Raw genomic sequence first — 26,238 nt, forward strand, 5'->3', positions numbered from 1 at the left:
CGCCTCAGCGGCGGATGTCCTCGGGTGGGGTACCGGTCTCGACGAGTGCGCGCACGGTCGCCGCTTCCATACCCGGGGATCCGCACACCAGGATCTGGCGATCCGGGAAGGGCCCCTGGGTGGCGACGACGTCGGCCACACTGCCTTCCCAGCAGTGCTCGGGCTCGAAGAAGGCTGTGGTCGAACCGATTTCGGCGTGTATGCGATCGTTCCATCGATCCGACGCCCACGGCTCGTGCAATTGATCGACGACGGGAACAACGGTCAACCACGGCAGTTCCGAGGCCATCAACCACAGCATGTCCCCGGCATACAGATCACGAGGCGACTTACCGCCGTAGAACAGCGTCACGTTCGGCGGCTGCTCCCAGCGCGTGAGATCCAACAGAATCGCCCGTAGCGGTGCCAAACCGGTGCCGCCCGCGATCATCACGACATCGCGACCGGAATCGTCGACATGCAGACCGCCCTGCGGATCGCTGATCTGCCAGACATCCCCTGGCCGAGTTTCGTTGACTATCCCCCCGCTGACCCAGCCCGCCGGCACCGCGCGAACATGGAATTCGAGCTTGCCATCGAGCGAGGGTGGCAGTGCGGGCGAGTAGCGCCGCGTCAGTGCAGCGTTCTGGGGAACCGTGACCGACACCGACTGCCCGGCCCGGAACGGAATCGCGGCGCCCTCGAGCCGAACCACCGCGAGGTCGTTCCGAAGGCGATGGTACTGAACGACTGTCGATTTCCACCCCTGCATGGCGACCAGGATAGGCGTCGGTACGGGGTGTCTCGCAAACGCGCGCGGTTCGCCGATGCCGGTACCGGTGCGCAAACGCGCGCGCCTTTGCTGAACGCTCGCGAAATAGTGAACGAATCCGCGCGCGCCTTTGCTGAACGCTCGCGAAATAGTGAACGAATCCGCGCGCACCTGACAAATGCGCGCGCGTTTGCGAGAAAGTGAGCGGATGACGCGGAGAACGAACCTAGCGCTGGTGCTTCGGCTTCCAGACGACGAGGGCATTGCGCTGAATCGGCACCAGGTCGCGTCGGTAGCTCGCGTGCACGGTAGCCAACTCCTGAGCCATTTCGCTGATGCGAGACTGCAGGGCCTCGACCTGATTCGTGAGCTCGATGATGCGCTTGATTCCGGCGAGGTTGACGCCCTCGTCCTGCGAGAGTCGCTGCACTTCACGAAGCAGAGCGACGTCCCGCGGAGAGTAGCGTCGCCCACCGCCGGTGGTGCGGTGCGGAATGACCAGGCCCAGTCGGTCGTATGTGCGCAGCGTCTGCGCGTGCATACCGGCGAGCTGAGCCGCCACCGAGATCACGAAGATCTGGGCGTCGGGATCAGCTTGTCCGCCTGCCGCTTTCGCAGAGCCGCCCTCGGGAGGCACCGACATCACACACCAGCCCACCCGGCCCGCGGGTCGAATCCGCTGGCCTTCTCGACTTCCAAATAGGTTTTCAGAGCGTCGGTAGCAGCATCGTCGAGTTTCTGAGGGACGGCAACCTTGACGGTCACCATCAGGTCGCCGGGTCCGGACTTCTTCGGAATGCCGCGTCCGCGTACCCGCAGCACCCGGCCGTCGACGGTTCCCGGTGGCACCTTGACGCCGACGCGACCGTCGAGAGTGGGCACCGACAGTGTGGTGCCGAGCACCAGCTCGCCGTAGCTCACCGGAACGGTCACGGTCAGATCGTCGTTGTTGCGACCGAACACCTTGTCGGGCTTGACCCGCACGGTGACGAACAGATCTCCGGACGGTGCTCCGCGTAGCCCGGCCTCGCCTTGACCTGCGAGCCGTACTTTCTGACCGTCGCTGATGCCGGCCGGCACTCGCACGGTGATGGTGCGGGTGCGGTTCTGTACTCCGGTACCACGGCAGTCGACGCACGGGTCGTCGATGATGGATCCGGTGCCGCGGCAGTCGTCGCACGGCTCACTGAAGCCGAACGCACCCTGGTTCCGGTTCACCACACCCTGCCCGTTGCACTTGGGGCACACGCGAGGACTGGTTCCGGGCTTGGCACCGCTGCCGTGACACGTGGTGCACGACGACGGGCTGGTCAAAGGCAGAGGAATCGTGACACCCTGCGCCGCCTCACGGAACTGCAGCGAGGTTTCGGTCTCGACATCTCTGCCGCGTCGGGGACGATTGCTCTGCGTGCGCTGCTGCGCGCCACCGCGGTTGAACAAGCCACCGAACAGGTCGCCGATTCCGCCGTCGCCGCCGCCTTGGCCGAAGATGTCGCCCACATCGAAGGTCTGACCGCCGCCGCCGAATCCGCCTGCGCCGGGCGAGAATCCACCGCCGCCGCGGCTTCCGAACCCACCCGAGGCGAACAGCCGTCGGGCCTCGTCGTACTCCTTGCGCTTGGCTGGGTCGGCCAGAACGGCGTGGGCCTCACTGACCGCCTTGAACCGGTTCTCGGCCGCGGCGTTACCGGGATTGGCATCGGGATGGTTGTCCCGCGCCAACTTTCGATACGCCTTCTTGATTTCTTCTGCAGATGCGCTGGAAGAAACGCCCAGCTCCTTGTAGAAGTCCTTCTCGATCCACTCCCGCTGGCTCACCGGGCGTTTCCTCCTCTCGCGCTATCTCTGTTTACTGCTCGTCGGACGCAGGTGCGTCCGATTTCTGTGTTGCCGTGTTCTCGCCAGCACTGTCGACCACGCCGACCATCGCGGTACGCAGCACACGCTCGCCGAGCTTGTAGCCCGGACGCATCAGCGTGCCGACGACCGGATTGCTGCCGTCGCCCTCATGGGAGACGGCCTCGTGAATGGCCGGGTCGAAGGCGTCGCCCTCGGCTCCGAAGGTGCTCAGACCGATGTTCGAGAACACCCCCGCCAGCTTGTCGGCCACGGACTTGAGCGGTCCGGTTTCGAGATCGCCGTGCTGGCGAGCCCGCTCCAGATCGTCCAGGACGGGGAGCAGCTGGGAGACGACGGACGCCTTCGCATTCTCCGCTCCCGTCTGCTTTTCCCGATCCGTGCGGCGACGGTAGTTGGCGTACTCCGCCGACACGCGCTGCAGATCTGCGGTGAGTTCTGCAACCTGCGTGTCGCGCGGATCTTCCACTACCTCGGCATCGACGGTCCCTTCGTCCACCGAGCCGGGCTGGGGCGCAGTGCCGGTGCCCGCGAGGGGCTCCGGAACTGCGTCACCTTCCCGTACTTCACCGGTCTCGGGATCGATCTTTCGCTTGTCCACGAAAGTGACCGGTTCCTGCTCGGTGTTCTCCGACGTCACTTCTTGTCCGTGTCGTCGGCGGGCTCGTCGACAACCTCTGCGTCGACAACACCGTCGTCAGCGGCCTGCGCGCCACCCTCTGCGCCGCCCTGCTCCTTGGCCTGAGCCTCGTAGATGGCGGTGCCGAGAGCCTGCGACTCGGTCGAGAGCTTCTCCACGGCGGTCTTGACTGCCGAGATGTCGCTGCCCGCGAGAGCCGTCTTGGCGTCGGCGATGGCGGTTTCGACGCGTCCCTTGAGCTCGGCGTCGACCTTGTCCTCGTTGTCCTTGACGAACTTCTCCGTCTGGTGCACGAGGGACTCGGCCTGGTTGCGGACCTCGGCCTCTTCGCGACGAGCCTTGTCCTCGTCTGCGTGAGCTTCCGCGTCGGCGACCATGCGGTCGATCTCTTCCTTGGACAAGCCGGAGCCGTCCTGGATCTTGATCGTGTTTTCCTTGCCGGTGCCCTTGTCCTTGGCCGTGACGTGCACGATGCCGTTGGCGTCGATGTCGAAGGTGACCTCGATCTGCGGGACGCCGCGAGGGGCCGGGGGCAGCTCGGTCAGCTCGAACGAACCGAGGAGCTTGTTGTGCGAGGCGATCTCGCGCTCACCCTGGAAGACCTGGATCTGCACCGAGGGCTGATTGTCGTCAGCGGTGGTGAAGGTCTCGGAACGCTTCGTCGGGATGGTGGTGTTGCGCTCGATGAGCTTGGTCATGACGCCACCCTTGGTCTCGATACCGAGGGACAGCGGCGTGACGTCGAGGAGCAGAACGTCCTTGACCTCACCCTTGAGCACACCGGCCTGCAGTGCAGCACCGACGGCCACGACCTCGTCCGGGTTGACGCCCTTGTTGGGCTCGCGTCCACCGGAGAGCTCCTTGACCAGCTCGGAGACTGCGGGCATACGGGTCGATCCACCGACGAGCACGACGTGGTCGATGTCCTTGACGGCGATGCCGGAGTCCTTGACCACTGCCTGGAACGGCGCACGGGTGCGGTCGAGCAGGTCGGAGGTGATCTTCTGGAACTCCGAGCGGCTGAGCTGCTCGTCGAGGAAGAGCGGGTTCTTGTCCGCGTCGACCGTGATGTACGGGAGGTTGATCGAGGTGCTCTGCCCGGAGGAGAGCTCGATCTTCGCCTTCTCGGCGGCCTCGCGCAGACGCTGCAGCGCCATCTTGTCCTTGGTCAGATCGATGCCGTTCTGAGCCTTGAACTTGTCGACGAGCCAGGTCACGATGCGCTCGTCCCAGTCGTCGCCGCCGAGGTGGTTGTCGCCGGACGTCGCACGAACCTCGACGACGCCGTCGCCGATTTCCAGCAGCGAGACGTCGAACGTGCCGCCACCGAGGTCGAACACGAGAATGGTCTGCTCGCTGTCGCCCTTGTCCAGGCCGTATGCGAGAGCTGCCGCGGTGGGCTCGTTGACGATGCGCAGCACGTTGAGGCCGGCGATCTGGCCGGCTTCCTTCGTGGCCTGACGCTGTGCGTCCTCGAAGTACGCGGGAACGGTGATGACCGCGTCGGTGATTTCCTCACCCAGGTAGGCCTCGGCGTCGCGCTTGAGCTTCTGCAGCGTGCGCGCGGAGATTTCCTGAGGGGTGTACTTCTTGTCGTCGATCTCGACGGTCCAGTCCGTGCCGACGTGGCGCTTCACGGAACGAATCGTGCGATCGACGTTGGTGACCGCCTGGTTCTTCGCGGGCTGGCCGACCAGCACTTCACCGTTCTTGGCGAAAGCGACGATCGACGGGGTGGTGCGTGATCCCTCGGAGTTGGCGACGACAACCGGTTCGCCGCCCTCGAGGACGGACACGACCGAGTTGGTGGTCCCGAGGTCGATACCGACCGCACGAGCCATAATGTTTCCTCCTGTTATTGCGTGGATTCAGTCCCTGGGTGAGCGAACTCCGCTCAAGTTTGCACAACGGGATCTTCTCCGTCAACTTCCAACTTGAGCCTCATCCACTCAAGGCTGCTGACCTGCACAACGGAGGGTGTGGCTGATTTGTTCCCGGGAGCGACTGCGCCCCCCCTTCACAGCAGTACGCCGCGACGATCACGGGGATCGTCGCGGCGCAGCGGGAGGGAAGTCGAGACCCGGAACTACTTTGCAGGCTCCTCATCAGGCTCGGGGATGCAGTTCACGCTGAGCAGTCCGGCGGTGATGTTGTTCATGAAGTCGGCGTCGAGCGCGCTGGCGAAGGCCGCGGCACCGGCGGGACGAGCGACCCATTCCCGGTCGGCGGACGGCACGGTGTACGTCGCCGCATCGCCTGCCTTGATGGTCTTCTCGTTGTTCTGGCCCTGGACGCCCGGCAGTGCGCCGTAGTTGACGTTGACGTTCGACGCGTCGTCCTTGCCCTTGTTCGTGACCTTGACCTCCAGCGCGGCGAAGCCGCCATCGGGTGCCTTGTCGGCCTTGGTGTCGCAGACAGCGGCCATGGAGACCACCAGGTCGGGGCTTTCGAGGACTGCGGAGCCCAGAGGCATCGCGGGCGCGGGCTCGGTCGCGGGCTCCTCGGCCGAGGCCATGGGTACGAGGACGACCGCACCGATGCCGGCGGCCAGGGCGGCCGTCGAGGCCAGGATCGATGTGCGGGCAAGACGTCGCATGGACAACTCCTGTAGCTGAGGGGGAATGTGACCCATGGGTCTGATGTGACTCATGGGGCAGTTGGTACTCAACTCACTATGGCCTATCCGAATCAGACATTCCACACCAGGCGGTCTCGATTCGATGACGTTCGCATATCGAAGGAAAACGGCCCGATGAATGACATCGATGTAGTTCGGCGTAGGTTTCACCGGTCCGCGGGGAAGGTTTCACCGTTCGGCGAACAGGGGAACCACAACCCTGCGGATCGGCCGCGCCCTACGTAGGGTTGAGGAAAAGCGAGGCTACGGAGGCACATGGATCCCGAAGTGCAACACGAACCGAGCGAGATCACCTACGACGAGAAGTTCTACCCGGCTCGGCCGAAACCACTTCGTCCCTCGGTGCGCCGCGCCAACCGCAGCAACAGCCCCACTCCCGACAGCGAACCGGTTGCCTCGAACCCGGAATACGTGGACTGGCTCACCGAGCAGTCCATGTTGCGCGACGCCAAGCTGATCGCCGAGCAACTCTCGGGCAAGGGCAGCATGTGGCAGAACCCCTATGCCGATCCAGATCCCCGCGCCGCCGTCGAGCGCGCACCGGTGTGGTTCACCGCGTATCCCATCTCGGTCATCAACGCTCCACAGACGAGCTTCCTGAGCACCCTCGGCGACGAAAAGCTGTGGCAAGCGTTCTCCGAAATCGGCGTCACCGCAGTGCATACCGGACCGGTGAAGGTGGCAGGCGGTATCCACGGTTGGCGGCCGACCCCGTCGGTCGACGGCCACTTCGACCGCATCGGTATGCAGATCGATCCCGCGTTCGGCTCGGAAGAAGAGTTCCGACGGCTCTGCGTGGTGGCCTCGGCGTACGACGGCATCGTCATCGACGACATCGTCCCGGGCCACACCGGCAAGGGTGCCGACTTCCGCCTGGCCGAAATGGCCGTGGCCGACTACCCCGGCATCTATCACATGGTCGAGATCGAACCTCAGGATTGGCATCTGCTGCCGCGAGTGCGCGCAGGTGCCGATTCGCAGAACATCGACGCCGAGGCCGAGGCCAATCTCGCCCGCGCCGGCTACATCATCGGTCAGCTGCAGCGAGTGATCTTCTATGAGCTCGGCGTGAAGGAAACCAACTGGAGCGCAACACCTCCCGTCGTCGGCATCGACGGCGTCGAACGCCGTTGGGTGTACCTGCACTACTTCAAGTCCGGGCAGCCGTCGATCAACTGGCTCGACCCATCCTTCGCCGGCATGCGATTGGTGATCGGCGACGCGTGTCACTCGATCGCGGATCTGGGTGCGGGCGCACTGCGCCTGGACGCCAACGGTTTTCTCGGCGTCGAACGCCGGGTGGAGGGACCGGGTTGGTCCGAGGGTCATCCACTGTCCGAGGCCGCGAACCACCTGATCGCCAGCGTGGTGCGCAAGATGGGCGGGTTCACCTTCCAGGAGTTGAACCTGACGATCGACGACATCAAGGCCATGGGTACCAACGGTGCCGACCTGTCCTACGACTTCATCAATCGCCCGGCCTACCAACACGCCCTCGTCATGGGGAACACCGAATTCCTCAGGCTCACCATGACTCTGGCCCGTGATCACGGAGTGGATACGGCATCGCTGGTGCACGCGTTGCAGAACCACGACGAGATGACGTTCGAGCTCATTCACTTCGCCACCCTGCATGCGGAGGACGAGTTCACCTACGGCGGCGAGACGGTCAAGGGCTGCGACCTGGGCGATCGCATTCGCGGGGAGCTGACCGATCGCCTCACCGGGCGCTGGGCACCGTACAACAGAACGTTCACCACCAACGGAATTGCCTGCACAACAGCAAGTGTCATCACCGCATCCCTCGGCATTCGCGATCTCGACCGAATGGACGAGGCGGACATCGAGACGGTCAAGCGGGCCCACCTGCTGTTGGCGATGTACAACGCGTGGCAGCCGGGTGTGTTCGCCCTGTCCGGCTGGGATCTGCTGGGCATCTTGCCCATCGACGCCGCTGAGGTAGACGACCTCATCCGCGAAGGTGACACCCGGTGGATCAACCGTGGCGCTCACGATCTGATGGGGTACTTCCCCGAAGCAGTCCGCTCCGAGTCCGGTATCCCCCGCGGACGCAGCCTGTACGGATCGCTTCCCGAGCAGCTGGCCGACCCACAGTCGTTCGCACGCCAACTGGCGCGAATCATCGAGCTGCGCAAGCGGTTCGGTATCGCCACGGCGCAGCAGATCGACATTCCGACGGTCTCGCACAAGGGACTGCTCGTCATGGTGCACGAGCTGAGCCAGGGAATCATCCAGGCCACGGTGCTCAACTTCTCGTCCGACGAGATCAGCGCAACCATTCAGTCCAAGCACCTGGTGCCGGGCACATGCGCCATCGATGTGTACGACGACAACGAGATCGCGACCGTGGACGAGCTGAACAGCTTCCCGATGACGCTGCGACCGTACGAGGGCGTGGCGGTGGTGCTGCGCTGAGTCGGCGACCCGTCACCTCGGCCGGATAGACTGCAGCACCGTGGCCGAAGAACCGAACGATCCGACACCCAACAGACCTCGGCCGACACGTCCGCAGCCTCCGAGGCCGGATGTGTCCGTCGAGCCTCTTCGGCCGCGGCACGAGCCCATGCCGTCGATTCTTCCGAGGCTGGCGACCGCACTGTGGACGTCGACAGCAGTACTGGTTCTCGCACTGGCGGCAGTCATCGCGCTGAATTGGGAGTCCGTACTTGCCGGCGTGGAAAGCGCAGTCTCACAGCAGGATTCGACAGCGTCGGCGACGGACGTCCGTAACACCGCCTCGGCGACACTGCTGTCCAGCGGTGCCGCGTCGGCGATACTGGTGCTCCTCGGATTCGTAGCCCTGAATCTGCTGCGCGGCGCGGCGACGTCATCCAAGGTCCTGATGGGTGCAGTCGGGATCTTGACCATCGGTGCGGCCGTCACGTTCTCGAGCTTCGTATCCGACGCTCCCGCGCTGGTCGGCGGGGCGCTGCAGTGGGGACCGTTCGTCATTGCAGCAGTGGCAGCCGCTGCGACCGTCGTCGCCCTGCTCCCAAGGCGAGCGGCTCGATAGAACTCAAGCCAGGGAGGCGAGTATCCCCTCGGCGCTGCGGGCAGCGAGGGCACACGAGCCGGAGGTGAACTGATCCAGCAGTGGGTGCTCGGACAACCCCCGCCACTTGTGCACGGCCGCCAACGCGACCTCGCGTTGTTGCGCGGGGCCGGCATCGGGTGGCAGGTTCAGCCGTTCGGTGGCGGAAATACCGAACCCGCCGATGATGCGCTGCAGATCCAGCAGGCCACCCTCGGGGAGCTTCGGAGTAGTGGAACGCAATCGGCCCAGCAGGCGCAGTTCCGCGAAGCCGTGCACGTCCGCCAGCATCCGCCCGGCCTCGGTGCGCAGAGCATGCGATTCCGGCCGGAACTCCAGAATTCGTTGCAGTGCAACCAGAGCCGAATGCAGTTTCAGTTGGTCTGCACGTTGACCGAACTGTACGTCGATCACCGACCGCAGTTCGGTCAAGCCGCTACGCTCGACCAGATCAGCAGCGAGCGTGGGTGAGTCGCGCACGCCCAGCCGAATGAGCGTGACTGCCATACGAGTTCCGAACAGGCCGAAGCGATCGACGATGCTGGCCCTCAGGGCGGCATCGACGGGTAGCGTACTTTCGGGTCGTACGAAGCGGTCGGCCGAGAGCATCGCCAGCTGCAGATCCTCGGTCGGTACGGTCGCCAGCATCTCGAAGGCAGCGAACTCGTTCTGCCGCAACGTTTCTGCACCGAGGGCGAGCAGACCCGCAACCGGGACCACAGCCTGGCACAGCCCGGTTGCTTCGAGTTCGGATGCAAACCTCGCCGCGACCTCCTTGGCCGACATCATCGCGTCCATCCGCCCCGAGCCGACCTCGTCTGCTCGCGAGACCACACCGATGACACCGAGGGGACCCGAATCGCCGCCCACGTGCGCACCGATCTGCCCGAGAAACGACACGTCGGACGCATTCAAAGTGCGCAGGAGATACACCACGGCATCTGCTCCGGAGGACGAATTCTCGGGAGTGAGCATGGCCAGGGTGCGCGCCGAGACATCGCGGGAGAGAGAGGACGTACCCGGGGTGTCGATGATCGTCGTCTGCGCCAATGTGCTGGCCGGCCATTCGACGTCCAGGCGATCGACCTGCGCCGCTGTCAGCGATCCCAGATCGAAGGTCAGCCGGCCGTCGCGCCGCTGCACCGGCACGTTCGCCGCACGGTCGCCGTCGTACCAAGCCGTCACCGCAGGCGTGACGCCGTTGCGGTACCACGTGACGACCTTGGTGCATTCCGTGGCATCGGTCGGGGCAATGTCTTGCCCAACAAGCGAATTGAGCAACGTCGACTTACCGGCCTTGAGCGATCCTGCCAGCGCGACCCGAAGCGGCTCGTCGAGGCGGTAGAGGCATTCTTCGAGCATCCACGAGGCCTCGGCGTCCCCCGCGTACGTCGATCGAGCGGCCGAGATCAAGGTGCGAGCCCGACTCAGAGCGGTCGCGCTCATACCGCCTCGTTCTCGACCAGAGCCACTGCGCGAGCATTCAATTCGGCCGTCGCCCGCATGTCTTTCTCCAGCTGCGCTATTCGAGCAGCACGGTCGGTGTTGTCGGCAGCGGCAGCTTCCTGGGCCGAGCGTAGCGATTCGTTCAGCGACCGCAGCGTCTGCTCGGCGATCGAGGTGAAATGATCTCGCAGTACTCGCTGGATCTGCCGCAGGCGGTCTTTGGACTCCTTGCCCACTTGAAAACTCACGTCGTCGGTGAAGCGTCGAATCGCCATCTTGGCCTCGGAGCGACGCGCCTTGACACGGTTCTCCTTGTCTTCCTTGTAGGCCTTGGTGCCCAGCAGTACGCCCGCGCCGATCGAGATCGGGTTGAGCAGACTCAGCCCGACGAAGGTGGTGATCAGACCGAACATCAGTACACCGCCGTAGGAGCCGCGCATTCCCACGAGCACCTTCTGGGTGATCCCCACCCGACCGGATTCCAGCTCGGCCAACGACGAGACCGGCTCGAGAACATTGTCCAGATCACCGAGGTCGAGATCGGGCAACGCTGCTGCTCCGGAGGAAGCGAAATGTTCGGCCACCAACTCCGAGAGCCACAGTGCCCTCTCGTGCGCCCACACGAAGTTGTCGCCCACCGACGCAGCGATCTGATCCTCGAGCCACTCGCCGAGTTGCGGCCAGTCCTTACCCGGATCCCCCTCGTCGACAGTCTCTTCCGCCTCCCGAGTGACACGACGCAACCGATCGCGTAGATCGTGATCGATGTCGGACGCGAGATCGGCAATCCCGTCGCCGAGCGTCTGCTGCCACTGCGAGGAGCGCTTGTGCAGCTCTTCGGCAGCGGACTTGGCGCGCTGCAGACCGGCGACGGCCGCGGCCGCCCGCTCCGGATCCTTCAGCGCTGCAAGCTCACTGCCGAACGACAACGACAGGTGCTCGGTGACCGAGCGAACGTCGAGTGAGACCGACGCGCGGGCCAGCACCTCTGCGCGGGCCACCACCTCGTCGCGGAGAAACGCATAGAGCTGCAAGAAACCGGACTCGGCGTTGAGCTCCTCGTCGTTCAAACGCAATGCGTGAGACCGCAAGAGCGACGACACCGGAAGCATCTGCACGTCGAGGCCCGCGCGATCGAGGTGTCCGCGGTTGGCCTCGACGATCTGCCGCCAGTGCGGATACAGGTCGATCTTGGTGATGAGTACGGCGACGGCTGGGCAGAGTCCTTGCACCTGCCGGAGGAAAGCCAGCTCGGGCTCGGTGAATTCGCGGGAGGCGTCGGACACCACGAATACTGCGTCGGCCGACGGAATGAGGCCCAATGTGCCTGCAGCGTGCGGATTTCCGTGTCCACCTACACCCGGCGTATCGACCAGAACCAGCCCGTCGGCAAGCAGCGGACTCGGCACCCCGATGTCCAGACGCAATACTTCGCGGCCCTGAGCTCGCGGGCTCGCCGGAGTCACGGTCGTGACCTCTTCGAGCGGAACGTCCACGCGGATGGGCTCACTACCCGGATCTGCGAGTACGAGCTGCGCGGAGAAGCTTTCGGCGTTGGAGACCACCGTCGGGATCGCGGTGGTCTCGTCGTCGCCGACCGAGCACACCGTCAGATTGAGCAGCGAATTCACGAACTGGCTCTTGCCCTGCTTGAGCGGACCGACCACGATGATGCGTCGGCGTGGGTCCAGGACCCGCGTGCGCGCCGCCTCGACTCGATCGACCAGGTCCGATCTTCCCGCCGATGTCGCCACCGCCGCTGTGCGACTCAGTAGCTCGGCCAGCTCCGTCGTGTGCCCGTCCATACTCTCGCTTCACAACCCGTTCTCGTAGACACCCGCAGGCTCCGCTCCCGCAAGCACAAACTCTAGCGACGACTCGGCCCCGAGTGTGGCGAACACACTCGGGGCCGTGCACAACCGCTACTGCAGTGGATCAGTGGTGCATCGGGTCGATGTCGTGGTCGACGGTGACATGTCCGAGCGAGTCCGCTGCCGAGTCCGTCGCCCCGTGCAGGCTGCCTTCGCCGAACAGGCTCGAATCGCTTTCGGCCTGTCCGAAGACGTTGGAGTCGACGCTCGACCAGCCCGTGCCGGAGCCGGTTGCACTGCCGTCGAACGAGCTGGAGTGCTCGAACGATCCCGACGCCGCACCGTTCGCGGCGGAGGACAGGCTGCCGCCTGCATTCGCCAGTCCTTCCGCACCGGTTTCCAGTCCGCCGGTGACGCTGCCCGCTGCCTGGCCACCGATGTCGGCTGCGGACTCAAACCCGCCGCCCACGGACCCCGCAGCATCGGCACCAGCGTCCAAACCCGCACCCACTCCTCCGCCCACGGTGGAGGTGATCTGTCCGCCGAGCGATGCGCCGGTAGCGAGTCCGCCGCCGACGTTCGACGCGATCTCGCCGCCCACCGAGGTGCCTGCGTCGATCGTTCCGTCTACGGCTCCTTCGAGGCCCGCGCCCGCCGAAGCGGCCGTGTCCAGTCCGGTGTCGATCACGCCGCCCACAGTTCCCTGCAGTCCCGCACCGGCCTGACCCGCAGCGTCGGCTCCGGCGTTGATGCCGCCGGACACGGCTCCCTGCAGTCCCGCTCCGGCCTGAGCCGCAGCGTCGGCTCCGGCGTTGATGCCGCCGGACACAGTTCCCTGCAGTGCTGCTCCAGCTTGAGCTGCAGCGTCGGCTCCGGCGTTGATGCCGCCGCCCACGGCTCCCTGCAGTCCCGCACCGGCCTGAGCTGCAGCGTCGGCTCCAGCACTGATGCCACCGGTTACTCCGCCTGCAACTCCACCTGCGATGCCGCCACCGAGGCTGCCGAGACCGGCGAGCCCTCCGGTGAGTCCTGCTCCGGCGTCGGCCAGTCCCGTGAGACCGCCGGTGACGCCGGCACCGGCGTCGGCGACTGCTGCCAGCCCGCCGGTGACGTCTACTCCCGTATTTCCGACGGCAGCGAGTCCGCCCGTCACGCCTGCTGCAGCGCCACCGATGCCGGCAAGACCGCCGGTCACGCCGCCGCCCAGCCCACCGAGTCCGGCCAGACCGCCGGTCACGCCGCCGCCCAGCCCACCGAGCCCGGCCAGACCGCCCGCCACGCCGCCACTGAGGCCGCCGAGTCCCGCCAGACCACCGGAGAGGGCGGTGCCGATTCCGCCGACTCCGCCGAGGGCGGCTTCCACCGTTCCCGTGAGATCGGCTCCTGCTGCCACCGCGGTGTCGACTGCTCCGGCCAGTTGCGCGCTCAGGTCCGCTCCGGCACCGAGGGCAGTTCCCAGGTCGAGTGAAGCGCCGGTGCCCAGCACCGATTCGATTGCAGTTCCGAGCTGCGCGCCGGCTCCGCCGCCGATTCCGAATGCCGTGCCGAGGAGACCTTCGAGGCCTCCCCCGACGCCGCCCGCCACACCGCCGGCGAGGCCGCCACCGATACCTGCACCTGCTCCGAGAGTTCCTTCGATTGCGGTGTCGATGGCCGTGGCCAGGTTGCCCACTGCACCGGCGTCGAGATCGAGGACACCGCCGAGAGCGCCGCCCACGATGGTGCCGACATTTCCTCCGGCAGCCAGCAGTGCGTCGACGTCGAGGTCTGCGAGCGCACCGGCGTCCAGCACAGCTCCGAGTGCGCCACCGATGGAGCTCGCGATGGCTCCGTCTGCAGCGAACAGTCCGCCGAGGCTTCCGCCGACGCCACCGGCGATGTCGCCGATCAAGGCGCCACCGGCACCGAATGCGCCGTTCAGGGCTGCACCGACATCTGCCGTGAGATCTGCACCGACGCTGCCGAGGCCCGCGAGTGCGCCGCCGACTCCGGCGGTGAGAGCAGCACCCAGGTCACCGGCGATGTCGAGGCCGGCTCCGGCTCCGAGGACGGCGTCGAACACCCCGCCCACCGCGGTGCCCAGCTCGGCACCGATGGTTCCACCGACTCCGAAGATTGCGCCCAACGCGCCGCTCAGTCCGCCCTGGATGTCGGCCAGTGCGCCGAGGTCGACGGCACCGGTAGCCCCGATGGCTGCGTCGAGGGCGGCCTGCAGCTGCGCGGTGATGTCGCCGCCGATTGCTCCGCCGATGTTCGCGCCCGCTCCGAGGAGACCGGTCAGCGCGGCACCGAGACCGACGGTTCCGCCGAGCAGCCCGTCGAGGTCCAAATCCAGATCGCCGCCGCCGCCGATGCCTGCACCTGCGCCGATCAAGGCGTCGATGGCACCACCGAATGCCGCACCGAGCTCGACGCCGATCTGCCCGCCGACGGCCAGCGCTGCGGCGAGTGCTGCCTGCAGTGATGCGGCGATCTCACCCGTCACGTCGATTCCGCCGGTCAGGCTGCCGCCTGCTGCGAGTCCGCCGCCGGCGACTGCGCCTGCAGCCACTCCGAGTCCGGCCGATACTCCGCCGCCCAGGCTCGCCCCTCCGGCGAGTGCGCCGCCGATGTCGGCCGATCCACCGGCACCCAGGATGGCCGACAGCTGGCTGCCCGCTCCGGCGAACAGACCCGATTCGGCGACCAGAGGTGCCACGGCGACGATGTCCGCATGGGTGACGTCGCCGAGACCGGCAGCGGCCAGCGTCGTCTCGGGGTTGGCACAGTAAGCCGCTGCAGCCTGGTCGTCGCGCAACAGGCTGAGGATGAAATCGAGTACGGCGTTGGTAGCCATCTGGGTCTCCTTGACGAGTGGTACTTCGTGGTTGATCACAAAGCTATGCACCGGAGAGCCCCCGCCCAACGGGGCGGATCCCCCTACTCCCCCGGGGGTCGCCAGGGGGCTTTCGTTAGGGGATCTGAGCGCTTTAGGGGATTTCACTCGTTTCGCGCTCTAACCTGCTGTGAGACGTAACGAACAACGGATACGGTCCGACAGTGCGAGTGACGGCAGTACTACTGACGGCTGGGGCGAGATGAAGGCGGCGACACCACTATGAATGCAGGGCTCGGCATACGTATCGGTTCGGTGACAGCGGCTGCTGCACTCGACACCGACCCCGTGACCTCGGTGGTCAAGCGTTCGGCACTCGACCTTCGTCCCGGTGCCGCCCCGAGCTTGGCCGAGCTGTGGGATCGATCCACCCGCCATCCGATCAGCGGCTTCGCCGACCGTGTGGGCGACCCGGTGGAACTGATCGACGACGACGGCCGCAGCCACCGTGCCGAAGATCTGTACGCCACCGCCGCCCGCGCACTCGTGGCCGAGGTGTCCGCCGGAGCCGATTCCGCGCCCACCGTCGTCGTCACCCACCCCACCCGCTGGACCGCGTACACCGCCGAGGTCCTCGGCGAAGCATTGGATCGCGCCGGCCTGGCCGACGCCACGCTGGTCCCCGAATCCGTGGCCACGATGCGCTGGCTCGAGGTGACTCGCGGAGCACAGTCCGACGGCCTCGCCGTGATCTACGACCTGGGTGCCACCGCGCTCGACGTGACTCTGATGCGGACCGGAACCGACGCAGGCGTCGTCGGCAACGGCGTCCACTCGCAGGAATTCGGCGGCGCACAGTTCGATCACGCGATCATGCAGTACGTCCTCGATACGGTCTCGGGAAGTCAGTCGTTCGAGTTCGATCCGTTCGACCCGGACACCGTGGGCGCACTCGTGGAACTGCGAGCCCGGTGTGGTCAGGCCAAGGAGCAACTCTCCTACGACACGTCCACCTCGCTCACCGTCGACCTGCCCGGTCTGCACACCGAGGTTCGCCTGGTGCGCTCCGAGATCGAAGAGCTGGTCCGCGCATCGCTGCTGGCGTCCGTCGGGGTCGTTCGAGACGCCGTGAACGCAGCCGGGCTCGAGGTCACCGACATCGATCAGGTCGTACTCGTCGGCGGCTGCTCGGCCATTCCGCTCGTCGCCGAGCTCATTTCGTCCGAGCTTCGCGCGCCCGTGGTGGCCGGCCCACGTCCGGAACTGACCGTCGCGATCGGAGCCGCGATACTCGGAAGCGACATCGCCGACGCCACCGCCGCCGACGACGCAGCGTCTCTGGCCGCGGTCCCCACGACCCCCGTGGCCTCGGCCGCGCCAATGCCGCGTCCCACCCCCCGACCGGCCCCGACGCCCACTGCGGTGGAATTCGACACCGGAATGTCCGGCCGCAAGAAGGCCGGCATCATCGCCGGATCCGTTGTGGTCCTTGCGCTTCTCGCAGGCGGAGGGCTGTCGGTGGGTACCGCGTTGACCTCCGACAACACCACTCCGGCCGAGTCCAACGCCGAGGTCTCGAGCACCGAAACACCGGGAACCACGTCCGCAGTTGCCGAGGCCCAGCCCACGTCGGCCGCTCCCGGCGCGAGCGACGCAGCCGCAGTCGGATCCGAAGGTGCCCCCACCACGGTCGTCAATGCCGACGGCACGGTGACGCAGATCGATCCGGCCACCGGCGCACCGGTCGCCGGATCCCCTGCCCCCGCCGCGGCCCCGGCCGACAAAGGCGCAGCAACCGTGCCGACCATCCCCTCGGTCTCGGCCCCGACGATCCCGAGTAATTCATCACCTGTTGTGCAAGCTCCGAACGTGCAGGTGCCCCCTTACCAGCCACCGACGTACCAGGGCCCCACTGTCGGAGATGTCGGCCAGGGTGTGGGTCAAGGCCTCGGCGGAGTGGTCGGGGGAGTCGGTAACGGCCTGGGCGGCGCGCTCGGCGGTGTCGGGGACGGTCTCGGCGGAGTCGTCGGCGGCCTGACCGGCCGATAGGTCGACGGTGACCACCATCCACCCCTCTCTCGTCGGCGTCGAACGCGCCGATCGTTTCGTTCGTGATGCCCTCGACGCCACAGGCTTTCGTGTCGTCGTCGGCGTGAACGGGTCCGGTCGCTCTGCCGTGCTCGGCGCAATCGCGGCGTCGGTCGATCCCTACCAGGGCAGTCTCGCCGAGGCACCGTCCGGCTCCACCGTTCTCGTCGACGACGCGCATCTGCTGTCGGAGCGCCGATTGGACGAGATCGCGGCGGCAGCAACACGATCGGATATCACCCTGATCGTAGCCACTGCGGCGCGCGAATTCGATTCTCGTATCGAGAAGTTGATCGCGTCCGCCGCTACCCGTCTGACATTGGTTCCGCTGGACAGAACATCGATTGCCGCCCGAGCAGCGGTCATCGCACGGCCCATCTCCGCGGCACTGGCCACCGCTATCGCGAGGTCCACCGGGGGAATCCTGGCCGCCGTCGACGCGGCTCTGGTTGCGCTCGGTGCGGAGCTCTCGGACCCGTCGCCCCTACGGGTGGTCTCCGAAGCCGTTGCGACGCAGCATCGTCGGATGCTGCTCGACACCACCGACGACACCCGAGCACTGCTTCTCGCAGCTCGGTTCGGTATCGCTCCCGGACCCGCAACGGCGGCGCAGCTCGTCGCGCGCTCGAACGAGGTGGAGTCCGTGGTCGATCTCGCCTCCAGTTCCGGCCTGATCGACGCCACCGGCGCGTTGATTGCGGCTGCCGAAGCACCGTTGACCGAGCTGATCGGCGACCGGCGATGCCGCGTCCTGCTCGATTCCGTCACCGACGTCGCTACCCGATCCCGCCTGCTCGACGCCACCGCCGCGCGAGCGTTGGCGCAGCGCGGCGTCGTCCATGCCGGCTTGGCGGCTTTTGTTGTAGAGCAAGCAGATTCGGCGTCGATCGATACTGCCGGGGCGCTGTACGACGCAGCCGTCGATGCGGGCTTCGATCCGGCGGTGCTCGCTGCTCGGCGGTCCGAGGTTGCGGCCGCCACCGGCGACCTGGATGCGGCGGGGCGCTACGCCGATGTGGTGATCGACAATGCCGCCGTCTGCGATTCCGCGGATCTTCGTGCGGCGGTGCGGGTCTCGGCCGCAATCGCTGCGCAGCGCGGAATGCTGTCGCGCAGTGCGCAATTGTTCGCCTGGCTCGGTGAAGATCGACTCGGGCCCGATGCGGTGTGGGCGGCGCTGTCCGCTGCCGCAGCAGGAGATCGCAGTGCCGCAGACCGGTCGATGATCGCCGTGGCCGCGCTCGCGCCGACGTCGAGTATTGCGTCGGGCACGTTGCTGGTGACCGGGGTTCTCGGGTCCATCGATTCCCGCAGTGCTGCCGCTTCCAGCGCTGCTGCACATTCGTTGATGCGCGCAACGACGATGATCGGCAACGTTTCCGATCGTTCGTGCACCACCGACACCGCGGCGGCCGTGGCGGCGCTGCATGCGGTGCACTGCGGCGACCTGGCCCGCGTCGATTCGATACTGGCGCGGGCGCTGCCCGAACAGCGTCCGGGATCCGAGGCGCACACGCGGCTCGTTCTCGTCGGAGCCTGGGCATCCATGCTGCGGGGGGATTCGGTCGAGGCGAGCTCTGCGCTCGACACTCTTCGGGTACCGCTGTCGCACATGCGCAATCAGCTTTTCCTGCACGCGATACGGGTGGGTCTGGCCCGCAGATCGGGTGACGCAGGATCGCTTCTGACGGCATGGACCGGTGCACAGAACGTCATTGCCGAATACTCCGCAGATCTCTTCGCACTGTTACCCCTGGGCGAATTGCTTTTGGCCGCAACCCGACTCGGCCAGGTCGACCGCGTCGAACATCTCGTGGCCCAGGCCACCGAGCTGCTGGCCGCGCTGGGAGATCCGCCCGTCTGGGCGTCGGCGCTGCACTGGTACCAGGTCCAGGCGGCCATCGTGGCCCAGACACCCGACGCCCTCGTACCGCATGCCAGGTCTCTCGCGGCAGCTGCTCCCACCCACCCCTACAGCGCTGCGCTCGCCGCGGCCGGTCGCGCCTGGCTCGGGGTGTTGCAGGGTAGGCCTGACGCGACCGATGTAGAGAATTCGGCGCGCACACTGACCGCATTCGGACTGCCCTGGGACGGGGCCCGATTGGCGAGCGAGGCGGCGCTGACCGTCACCGATACCGCGACCGCCACCGCATTGCTGCACATCGCCCGGTCGCTACGTCAGACCGGCTCGCAGCCGGCCGGTTCGCAGCGGCGCGACAGCTCCGCGATCACGCCAACTCCGACGGGATCTCTCAGTGACCGCGAAGCCGAAGTAGCCGAGCTACTGGTCCTGGGAGTGACGTATCGGGAGGTGGGTAGCCGCCTCTACATATCTCCGAAGACCGTCGAACATCATGTGGCTCGCATTCGACGAAGGCTGGGAGCCGAGTCTCGTTCGGAGCTGATCTCGATGCTGCGCGCCATGGGATACGGAGGCTCTACCAGCGCAACCGTCGACACTGTAACTGTGTGAGGGCCCGAAGCGACATAACGACAGACCACCGGTAACCGAGCACAGAACAGGTAGCACTCCGATGACCGAGCAGCCCGGCAGTGTGACGATCGGCACGCCGGACGTCGGGCTCTATGTGGACGACGAACGCGCCGTGGCCGCGGTGTCGCATCCCATTGCGCCCGGTCCGTCGCTGCACCTGGCGTCTCTGCACTCGACCGTGCTCAACACTCACCCTGACGGCACCGTCTCGCTCGGGGACGCGACCGACGACACGTCGGAGGCGTACACGCACTTCCTCGATTCTCTCGCCGACGGCGTGGGCGTCACCGGCAGCAAGGGCACCGTCTTTCCGGCCGAGCAGCTGACGTCGATGGCCCTGTTGTGCCTGCTCACCGAGGTGGCGTCGTCGATCGATCTGCAACCGGGGGATCTCGCTGCGGCCGCCACGTACCCCGCCCGCTGGACGGCCGAGCAGGTCTTCGCGCTGCGGTCGGCGATGAATGCGCACGGCCTGGCGCACGTGTCACTGGTGGCCGAAGCGGAGGCGCTCGCCGCATGGAACGCGTCGGTACGAGCGACCCTGGAAAGCAAGGACACCGCCGTCGCAGCGGCGCGCGGTGCTGCGCTGCTTGCTGCAGAATTCCCGGTCGACGCCGTCACCGAGCGGTTTGCGGTGCTTGCCCCCAGGCGATCCGACCGTCGCCCACTGTTCGCTGCTGCGGCATTCGCGGCCGCGGTGACCGTCGGTGCCGCCTTGGTCGCGCTGCAACTGGGCACGTCCCCCGATACCACCGTGCCCACCATCGGCAACGCCCAGGTGATACCACCGACCACGTCGTCCGGGGGCGTATCCGATGGCCCGATCGATTTCCCCACCGTCGTCGTCGAGCCGGCCGTCGCCGAAATCGCACCCGTCACCCCTGACACGGTGGCTCCGCAGGCAACGGCCGAAGAGACGAGCACCCCCGAAACCACCGACAAGCCGCGACGAGAACGGGACGCGACGGAGATCGACACGCGCCCGGCAGCCGAGACACCCGAGAGCACCGACCGCGAAGAACCCAGCGAGACGGTCGATCCGGTCGAATCCGAAGGCCCAGTCGAGGATGAGGACGACACCGACGCCGATACCGGCGAGTCGACCGACACCGAAGCGACCGAACCGCAGCGGAAGATCGAGCAGGCAAGCGACGCGACGACAGGTGGAAATCCATGAGCGGTGCGGGGCATCTCGGAATCACCGTCGGCAACACCAGATCGGTTGCGGTTCACCGTGTTCGCACCGAAGACGAGCCGACGATCGTCGTGGTACCGACGACTCTGAGATTCGACGAGGACGGCCGCGCACATCTCGGCGAGCCCGCCGACACAGCACCTTTCACTCGATTCGTGGACCTGGTCGGGCAACAGGAGAACCTCGAACCCGACGCCGACGCCTACCGCGCCGAGGATCTGATGGCCAACGCGGCCAATTGCCTGGTCACCATGATGTCCGCGGCGGCCGAGTCCGACGACACACCCGTCACGACGATGACGTACCCGGCGCGATGGCCGCGCGAAAGCGTCGCTCTGCTGCGTGATGCGCTCGACCACACCGGCCTCGACTCGGTCGCTCTGGTGCCCGACGCGAAAGCCGCCAGTACTTTCGCGCAGCGCAACCTCGGCACGGCAGCCACGGTGATCGACATCGGTGCCACCGGCACCGACATCTCGACGTATCCCGGAGGCGGAACGATCCGCACCACCGCCGTCAGCGGAGACGTGTTCACCGACGCCCTGTTCGATCACGTGGTGACCGATCGAGAGCACATCGATCTGTCCGACGCCGCGGTGCTGGCCGCCCTCACCGGCGTCGTCGCCTCCTGTGAAGCAGCCAAGCAGGCACTGAGCACGGAGGAAACCGCCACCGTCGCAGTCGATCTGCCGGGCAGCTCGCACACCACGACGGTGACGCGGGCCGAGTTCGCCGATCTGGTCGCGCCCACGGTGCGTACTCTCGACGTGCCGCAGACCGGCACCGTGGTCCTCACCGGTGGCAGCGCCGCACTCGAGCCGGTGGTCGCCGCCATCACCGAACGGTCGTCGGGCCCACTGGTCGTCGAGCCGCTCGCCGCACCCAAGGGCGCACTGCTGCTCGCCGAGATCGACGATGTCGACGGCAATTCCCTGGTCACCGGGGCCGCGCCGATCGTCACCCGCAACGACGGCAACGATTCCCTCGATACCGACGCCATTCCTGTTGTCCCGCTGGAGAAGTCCCTCGCCTTCTCCGAGGCGATGCCTGCCGTGGTGCCGGTGTTCTCGCCCTCGGAATTCCGCTCCGAACCGGTCGAACCGGCGCAGGAGAATGCGCCGCACACCGGTGCCGCGGCGGCCGTTGTCGCCCCGGATGTCGCGAGAACCGAGTCGACCGACGAACGAAGCGAACGCTCACGCACCATCACCACCGTCATTGCCGGTGCCGCGGCGGGCGTGGTCATCGTGCTCGCGATCGCGGCGGTCAGTGGCGTGTTCAGCAGTTCACCGGCTCCGACGCCCCCGGCCGTCACCGACGCAGGCTCGCCGGTCGTCACCTCGACGCGCACACCGTCGACCACCACAGTTGTTCCTGCTCCGGCCGTGGTCGCGCCGGAGGTGGTCGACGAACCGACCTACGAGCCGTACATCCCGCCTCAACCAGCGCCGCTTCCTGCGCCGCCCCCCGCACCGATTCCAGCGCCACCGCCGGTGGTGACCACCACGGAACCGGTGCCCACCACAACCGCGGTGACGACCACCCCGGCTGCGACCACAACGACCACAGCCACGACTACCACCACGACGACGACCACATCGACAGCGCCCCCTCAGCCCTGACCTGCGCAAACATTGGTCCAGCGACTCATGCCCTAGGGTGGGGCGCTGATACCAAGCACCCGATGAAGGGATTTCATGCGTAACACCGGGGCTCTGCGTGCTGCAGTGCTGTGCTCGACGGCTTTTGTTCTCCTCGCTTCGTTCTCCGGAACAGCGGCCGCGGAGCCCGTCGTCCAATCTCCCGCCGATCGGCTTCCTGCAGAGCTCGTCGAGGCCGTGCAGCGCGATCTGAAGATCTCCCCGCAGGAGTATCTCGATCGAGCCGCTCGTGCTCAGGAGCTGTCCGCCTACGCATCGGACTTCCGTGCCAGCCGCCCCGCAGATTTCGCCGGCGCATGGATCGGGCCCGACGGCAACGCCGTCGTCGCCGTCACCTCCCCCGCCGCAGCACAGGCAGTGGCCAAGGACGGATACGCCACAGCTCAGTCACCGGTTTCGGCGGACGGGTTGGAGAAATCTCTGGCAGATCTCAATCAGTGGATTTCCGGACTGCCCCGTGAGATCTCCCAGCAGATCAACGGAACGGCCATCGACTTCATCGACAACCAGGTCGTCATCGACCTGGTGAACAGTCCGATCGGTAATGCGCTCAACCTGCCGACGTTGCTGGCTAACATCAAGGTCATCCTGTCCCCGGGCGGAAACAAGCCGGTCGACCCGACTCCGATGGGCGGCGACACGTACGTCACGAGCACCGGGCCCATCGCCGACGCGCCGAAAACCGACATCAGCATCTGCTCGTTCGGATTCAACGCCGTCGACCAGTCCGGCGATGCCGTCAATCTGACTGCCGGACACTGCAATCCGAACAAGGCCACCGGATCCGGCGGTGCCCCGGTCTACCTGCCCGATCCCTCGGACATCGCCCGCAGCACCCAGATCGGATCGTTCGAGCGATCGAGCCTGGGCGCACAGGACGGCCTCGACTGGTCGGTCATCGCCCTGAACGACAAAGGTGTCGCGTCCGGCCTGGACCGTCCCACCGTCCGCGGAGCGAACGGCAGCACCGTCACGATCACCGGAACCGCAGCACCGGTGATCGGAGCGCCGGTCTGCAAGTCCGGACAGTCGTCGTCGTTCACATGCGGCCTGGTTGCAGCCGACCGCGTCGAGACACAGCTCTACATGGAGGACGGCACGTCCCGCACGGTTCGTGGATTTGCCAGCACTGCGTGCACTCTGGCCGGCGACAGCGGCGGTGCCATCGTGACGGGAACCCTCGCACTCGGAATCACCAGCGGATCCAACAGCGGTGGCGCACCCGATTGCACCGAGGCAAATCTGACGTTGGCGCAGTACGGCGGCACCGCCAGCCTCGGCATTCCGGTGGATCAGGTGCTCGCTGCAACCGGCTCCTCCCTGCGAACCGAGTAGGCCGGTAGGTCGGCGGCCCCGCACCCCCTATAGTCGTACCGGGAGTGAACGGCATCACATCGCGGATGCCTCGGGGGAGGGGTTTTCATGCGTCGCCGTGCGCTGGGGTTGTCGATTGCTGCTGTGTCGTGCCTGATCACGATGGCGGTGTGTAGTCCTGTCGCCACTGCTGCGCCCGCAGTGGGCGCAGTTCCGGTGCTGCCGCCCGAGTTGGCCGACGCCGTCGCCCGCGATCTCGGACTCGATCCGCAACAGTTTCTCGACCGAGCCGACGCGGCTCGCCGGCTGGCGGAGTTCGCTGCCGCAATGGGTTCCGAAATTGTCACCGATACCTGGCTCGATACCGATGGCCGACCCGTCGTCGCGATAGCGGACGGTCCCACCTATTCCGCGGTGACCGACGCCGCGACTGCCAACGGGTTCGCCGCCGTCGCCTCCGGTATCGAAGTTCCGGAGACCGTGCGCAGCGCCATCGACCCGCTGCTGGACCTACTCCCCTTCGATCTCGCGCCCACTGCCGGCCCGGTTCGTGCCAGTTCCTATCTCGGCGGAGACAGCTTCCTCGCAGGCACCCCGGCCGGTCTCGGTCTGCGTTGCTCGCTCGGATTCAACGCAACCGACCCGACGCACGGTTCGGTCAACATCACTGCAGGACATTGCGATCCGGCCGTCACCGGTTCCGCGGCGACGACCGGCGCTTACCCGATGTACGGAAGTCTCGTCGGGTCGAAGTTCGGCTCGTTCTACCGAACCAGTCAGTCGCACAACGATTACGCCTTGATCGATATCGACGACCCCAACGTCGGAGAATTCGAGAGCAATGCAGTGCGAGTGCCCGGCGCGGGACCGCTGCACGTCACCGGAACAGTGGATCCCATCGTGGGCGCTCCCGTCTGCAAGTCCGGTTCTCGAACCGGATTCAGCTGCGGCACAATCCTGTCCACCGGGCAGAACGTCGCCATGGGCGAAGCCGTCATGGACCGTAGCTTCTCCACGTCCATCTGTGCCCTGCGCGGCGACAGTGGCGGTCCGATCGTCAGCGGCACCCTCGCCGTCGGCATCTCCAGCGCCTCGAATGTGGGCGATCAACCGTCCTGCGAAATCGCGACGGTGTTCAGCATGCTGCAGGGCCAGCGACCCGAACTGTTCGCCACACCCATCAACGACGTGTTGGCCGATAACCCCGGACTGACTATTCGTACGTTCTAGAAACTTGAGACATTCGAACGACGCAGGGCCCGCACTCTCGACGAGTGCGGGCCCTGCGTGATGCTGCTGGAGGTTACTTGGCCCAGACCGAGGTGCCCGGTGCCGCGTTCAACGTGTTGAGCAGGTCGATGCCGGCCACCACTAGGGTCGGGCCACCGGCGACAATGGTGCCGATAATTCCGCCTGCGCCCGCACCGGTCACCAAGCCGGGGATGCATCCTGCAGGGAGAGTTACGATGCAGCCGATCACCGCACCGATGGCGGACCCGGTCAGGGTTCCAATCGCAGTCGCGATACCGAGCTGTGAGGTGAAGTTCTGCTGCGCCTTGTAGTTCTCCTCGGGCGAGGCAACAGTCGTTGCTCCGATGCTGCGCGAGTTGGCCGATGCCTTGGTGAAGTCGAGGTTCGGGATCAGCCGCAGGGTCTTGCCATTGTCGTCGACGTTCTGCTCGTACGGGAAGTTCAGTCCGCCGAGGTTGAACGAGAGCGGGAGGGTCACGAGGGTCTTGTCGGCGGCGTCGAGGACGTCGACCGTCTTACCGTCGTCGGCAACCTTGAAGACGCCTGCATCGATCGTGGTGACGATCGTGCGGTCTTCGAGGTCGACGGTGTAGTTGGTGTTGCCGGGTGCCTGCTCAGTGGGGGCCTGTGCATAAGCGGTTCCGCTGGCCAGGCCCATCGCAGCTGCGACGAGGGCCGAGGTGACGACCAGTTTGCTGAGTTTCATGTGGAGTTCTGTTCCGTTTCTGTGATGTGCAGGCTCGGCAGGACCAGGTCCTTCCGAGCTAAAAGTCACCCCGATGACCCTTTTGCGACGTTCGATGCGGTCGAAGTGTAGCGCACGAACCGTACCGTTCGTTGTCCTTCTGCAACTACTCCGACACCTATCGGTTATCAACTGTCACAAACATTTTGGATTTATGCAGCTTACGAGGCCGCGAAGCCGCACTATGCCGCGAAAATGTCATTCGATCGGCCGAAAACGGTCCGCACTGCGGGGTCGAACTCCAAAGAGAAAAGGACAGGTAAGGACTGCCTTCTCGACAGCCCTCCAGGTGCCTACGCCTAACGTGATGCGGGCGACAACCTACTGACGAGTTCAGCCCACCCGTCGGACGGCCTCGTGCACGCAACCACCAGCGTCGCCACCGGTGATCCTGGACTAAGTTACCCGTCAGTAGATTTACTGATCTACTGGCAGGTAACATCGCTGTATCCCTCTCGACGGGCTGGACCCGCGGTAGCT

The 26,238-nt window shown here is 66.2% G+C and carries 18 protein-coding genes; 8 read left to right on the forward strand and 10 right to left on the reverse strand.

Translation table 11 applies throughout. The annotated features are described in order from the left end of the window. Window positions 1-4 precede the first annotated feature (4 nt). The 6 genes from ACFI9K_RS00570 to ACFI9K_RS00595 form a co-directional block, all read right to left on the reverse strand. Window positions 5-751 carry an FAD-binding oxidoreductase gene (locus ACFI9K_RS00570; protein ID WP_462661716.1) on the reverse strand — a complete coding sequence of 249 codons (747 nt, stop codon included), beginning with the start codon at window positions 749-751 and terminating at the stop codon, window positions 5-7. A 226-nt stretch (window positions 752-977) separates the two neighbouring features. After that, a complete protein-coding gene (locus tag ACFI9K_RS00575; RefSeq protein ID WP_462661717.1) occupies window positions 978-1,394 on the reverse strand; it encodes a heat shock protein transcriptional repressor HspR in 417 nt (138 codons plus the stop codon). Then, window positions 1,394-2,569 (reverse strand): molecular chaperone DnaJ, encoded by a 1,176-nt coding sequence (dnaJ, locus tag ACFI9K_RS00580; protein ID WP_462661718.1) that lies wholly within the window; start codon window positions 2,567-2,569, stop codon window positions 1,394-1,396. Before dnaJ ends, ACFI9K_RS00575 begins: the two co-directional genes overlap by 1 nt. 31 nt (window positions 2,570-2,600) lie before the next feature. Beyond that, on the reverse strand, window positions 2,601-3,248 hold the full coding sequence (grpE, locus tag ACFI9K_RS00585) for a nucleotide exchange factor GrpE (RefSeq protein ID WP_462661719.1): 648 nt from the start codon (window positions 3,246-3,248) through the stop codon (window positions 2,601-2,603). Continuing rightward, window positions 3,245-5,089, reverse strand: a complete 1,845-nt coding sequence (gene dnaK, locus ACFI9K_RS00590; RefSeq protein WP_462661720.1) for a molecular chaperone DnaK — start codon at window positions 5,087-5,089, stop codon at window positions 3,245-3,247. Before dnaK ends, grpE begins: the two co-directional genes overlap by 4 nt. Window positions 5,090-5,334: 245 nt before the next feature. Then, complete coding sequence (locus ACFI9K_RS00595; protein ID WP_462661721.1) at window positions 5,335-5,898, reverse strand: Pro-kumamolisin, activation domain family protein; 564 nt, start codon at window positions 5,896-5,898, stop codon at window positions 5,335-5,337. 243 nt (window positions 5,899-6,141) lie between these two features. On the opposite strand from ACFI9K_RS00595, the gene treS reads away from it, so the two are divergent. Then, complete coding sequence (gene treS, locus ACFI9K_RS00600) at window positions 6,142-8,322, forward strand: maltose alpha-D-glucosyltransferase (RefSeq protein WP_462661722.1); 2,181 nt, start codon at window positions 6,142-6,144, stop codon at window positions 8,320-8,322. 148 nt (window positions 8,323-8,470) lie between these two features. Further along, entirely contained in the window at window positions 8,471-8,920 is a 450-nt protein-coding gene (locus ACFI9K_RS00605; protein ID WP_462661723.1) for a hypothetical protein, read from the forward strand. A gap of 3 nt (window positions 8,921-8,923) precedes the next feature. On the opposite strand, the gene ACFI9K_RS00610 is transcribed toward ACFI9K_RS00605, so the two are convergent. From ACFI9K_RS00610 to ACFI9K_RS00620, 3 genes are all read right to left on the reverse strand, one after another. After that, a complete protein-coding gene (locus tag ACFI9K_RS00610; RefSeq protein ID WP_462661724.1) occupies window positions 8,924-10,384 on the reverse strand; it encodes a dynamin family protein in 1,461 nt (486 codons plus the stop codon). Beyond that, window positions 10,381-12,189, reverse strand: a complete 1,809-nt coding sequence (locus tag ACFI9K_RS00615; RefSeq protein WP_462661725.1) for a dynamin family protein — start codon at window positions 12,187-12,189, stop codon at window positions 10,381-10,383. Before ACFI9K_RS00615 ends, ACFI9K_RS00610 begins: the two co-directional genes overlap by 4 nt. 130 nt (window positions 12,190-12,319) lie before the next feature. Next, complete coding sequence (locus ACFI9K_RS00620) at window positions 12,320-15,031, reverse strand: IniB N-terminal domain-containing protein (RefSeq protein WP_462661726.1); 2,712 nt, start codon at window positions 15,029-15,031, stop codon at window positions 12,320-12,322. A gap of 261 nt (window positions 15,032-15,292) precedes the next feature. On the opposite strand from ACFI9K_RS00620, the gene ACFI9K_RS00625 reads away from it, so the two are divergent. The 6 genes from ACFI9K_RS00625 (at window position 15,293) to ACFI9K_RS00650 (ending at window position 24,992) form a co-directional block, all read left to right on the forward strand. Then, the gene (locus ACFI9K_RS00625; RefSeq protein WP_462661727.1) at window positions 15,293-17,059 is read left to right on the forward strand and encodes an Hsp70 family protein; all 1,767 of its coding nucleotides are present in this window, start codon (window positions 15,293-15,295) and stop codon (window positions 17,057-17,059) included. 7 nt (window positions 17,060-17,066) lie between these two features. Further along, window positions 17,067-19,571: a helix-turn-helix transcriptional regulator gene (locus ACFI9K_RS00630; protein ID WP_462661728.1), complete on the forward strand. Its 2,505-nt coding sequence runs from the start codon at window positions 17,067-17,069 to the stop codon at window positions 19,569-19,571. Window positions 19,572-19,632: 61 nt separating this feature from the next. Beyond that, a complete protein-coding gene (locus tag ACFI9K_RS00635) occupies window positions 19,633-20,769 on the forward strand; it encodes a hypothetical protein (RefSeq protein ID WP_462661729.1) in 1,137 nt (378 codons plus the stop codon). Then, window positions 20,766-22,409: an Hsp70 family protein gene (locus tag ACFI9K_RS00640; RefSeq protein WP_462661730.1), complete on the forward strand. Its 1,644-nt coding sequence runs from the start codon at window positions 20,766-20,768 to the stop codon at window positions 22,407-22,409. Before ACFI9K_RS00635 ends, ACFI9K_RS00640 begins: the two co-directional genes overlap by 4 nt. Window positions 22,410-22,484: 75 nt before the next feature. Continuing rightward, window positions 22,485-23,783 (forward strand): S1 family peptidase, encoded by a 1,299-nt coding sequence (locus tag ACFI9K_RS00645; RefSeq protein ID WP_462661731.1) that lies wholly within the window; start codon window positions 22,485-22,487, stop codon window positions 23,781-23,783. An 87-nt stretch (window positions 23,784-23,870) separates the two neighbouring features. Continuing rightward, on the forward strand, window positions 23,871-24,992 hold the full coding sequence (locus tag ACFI9K_RS00650) for a S1 family peptidase (RefSeq protein ID WP_462661732.1): 1,122 nt from the start codon (window positions 23,871-23,873) through the stop codon (window positions 24,990-24,992). 73 nt (window positions 24,993-25,065) lie between these two features. Here ACFI9K_RS00650 and ACFI9K_RS00655 read toward each other — a convergent pair whose 3' ends face one another. Continuing rightward, the gene (locus ACFI9K_RS00655; protein WP_462661733.1) at window positions 25,066-25,719 is read right to left on the reverse strand and encodes an ammonium transporter; all 654 of its coding nucleotides are present in this window, start codon (window positions 25,717-25,719) and stop codon (window positions 25,066-25,068) included. Window positions 25,720-26,238 lie beyond the last annotated feature (519 nt).

The sequence above is a fragment of the Rhodococcus sp. PSi06 genome (assembly GCF_054960675.1).